Source organism: Streptacidiphilus carbonis (assembly GCF_000787775.1).
GTDB classification, from domain to species: domain Bacteria; phylum Actinomycetota; class Actinomycetes; order Streptomycetales; family Streptomycetaceae; genus Streptacidiphilus; species Streptacidiphilus carbonis.
In genome coordinates, this window is record NZ_BBPM01000139.1 from 1 (window position 1) to 2208 (window position 2208).

General features: G+C 72.3%; 1 protein-coding gene. It reads right to left on the minus strand.

Annotated features, from left to right (window positions below; genetic code table 11):
- Positions 1–2208 (minus strand): condensation domain-containing protein (locus TR46_RS37615; RefSeq protein WP_042411858.1); only part of this gene is annotated, 2208 nt, incomplete at both ends.

Sequence of the window (2208 nt, forward strand, 5' to 3'; positions counted from 1 at the left end):
GGTGTTGGCCGCCATCACGGAGTGCCGCCGCTCCCGGTCGGCCGCCGCGCCGACGGCCTCGGGGGCGTCCACCCGCAGCACCGGCACGGGCAGCTCGGGCAGCTCCCCTGCGGTCGCCGCGTCCACCAGCAGCAGGCCGGCGCCGGAGTCGGCCGTCATGAAGGTGATCCGCTCGGCCGGGTAGGCGGAGTCGACCGGCAGGTACGCGCCGCCGGCCTTCATCACGCCGAGCAGGGCGACCACCAGCTCGGGCGAGCGCGACACCGACACCGCCACCACCGACTCGTGGCCCACGCCCCGCTCGGCCAGCGCGCGGGCGAGGCCTTCGGCCCGGTCGTCCAGTTCGCGGTAGGTCAGCATGGTCTCCCCGAAGACCACCGCGGTCGCGTCGGGCGTCGCCGCGACCCGCGCCTCGAACAGCCCGGGAATGGTACCCACCGGCACCGGAGCCCCGGTCTCGTTGAAATCACCCAGCAACCGGACCCGCTCACCCGGCTCCAGCAGATCCACCGCACGCACCCGCACATACGGATCCGCCGCGATCTGCCGCAGGATGCGCGCGAACCGGCCGGCGAGGGTGCTGACGCCGTCCCGGTCGAACAGGTGTCGCTGGTACTGCACGGCCACCCGCAGGTGCGGGTCGGCGGTGGCCGTCACCGCGAGCGGGTAGTGGGTGCCGCTCAACGGGCTGATCCCGGTGATCGCTATTCCGCTGGTGGTGTTGGCCTCGGAGATGCCCGCGCGGTCGACCGGGTAGGACTCGAAGCCGACGATGGTGTCGAACAGCACGTTCAGGCCGATGGCCTGGTGGATGTCAGTCAGCGGGTAGTGGTGGTGGTCGAGCAGGGCGCCCTGGCGCCGCTGGAGGTCGGTGAGGAGGTCGGCGAGGGTGTCGGTGGGGGCGCACCGCACCCGCACCGGCAGGGTGTTGATGAACAGTCCGACCATCTCGTCCACACCCGCGACCTCGGGCGGCCGGCCGGAGACCGCGGTGCCGAAGACCACGTCACCGCTGCCGGTCAGTCCGGAGAGCAGCAGCGCCCAGGCCCCCTGCATCAGGGTGTTCAGGGTGACGCCGAGCTCGGCGGCGCGCCGCGACAGCTCGCGCGCCTCCTCCGGCGGCAGCGGCACGTCGAGCTGCCCGATGCCCTGCGCCTCAGCCGCGGACTCCGCTGCTTCGGGAACGAGCAGGGTGGGCCCTTCGACCCCTTCGAGCTCCCGGGCCCAGGCCCGGGCCGACTCCTCGCGGTCCTGCTCGGACAGCCACACCAGGAAGTTGCGGTAGCCGCGCACCCGGGGCAGGGCCGAGCCGTCGCCGTCGGACCCGTACAGCCGCAGCAGGTCGTGCATCAGCAGCGGCACCGACCAGCCGTCGAAGAGGACGTGGTTCGCGGTGAAGACCAGTTCGGAGCGGTCGGGGCCCATGGTGACCAGGGACATCCGCAGCAGCGGGGGCACCGCCGGGTCGAAGTGGGCGGCATGGTCCTCGGCCAGCAGGCGTGTGTACGCCGCGTCACGCTCCTCCACGCCGAGTCCGGCCAGATCGTCATGGCGCCAGGGCAGCTCCACCCGCGCCGGAACCACCTGCACCAACTCCCCGGCACCATCGGCCACGAACGCGGTACGCAAAGCGGCATGCCGGTCCAGCAACGCCTGACCGGCCGCCCGCATCCGACCCGGATCCACCGAACCCGACAGGTGGAACACCAGCTGCATCTGGTAGGCGTCGAAGGCGGCGTCGGCCAGCATGGTGTGGAACAGCAGCCCGGACTGCACAGCGGTGAGCGGCCACACGTCCGCCACGTTCGGGTAGCGCTCCTCCCAGACGTCGATGTCCTGCTGACGCACCGACACCAGCGGCAGATCCGACGGCGTCAGCCCGCCCGCACCAGGACCGGCGACGTGCCGCGCCAGGCCTTCCATCGCCGCACACCACAGCTCCGCCAGCTCCTGCACCTCGCCCCGGGACAGCAGCCCGGTGGGAAAGTCCAGCACGGCGTCCAACTGGGCGCCCTCCTCGGTGTCCACCACCATCGCGTTGACCTGCAGCGCGGACAGGGCCGGCAGGTCGTCGTCCGGCGCTGCGGCCGGTTCGTCGGCGTCGGTGACCTGGGTGAAGCCGAGTCCGCGCAGGTTCTCGGGCATGTCGGCGGTGGAGAAGCGGCCCAGGTAGTTGAAGCCGACCTGGCCGGACGGCAGTGCGCGCAA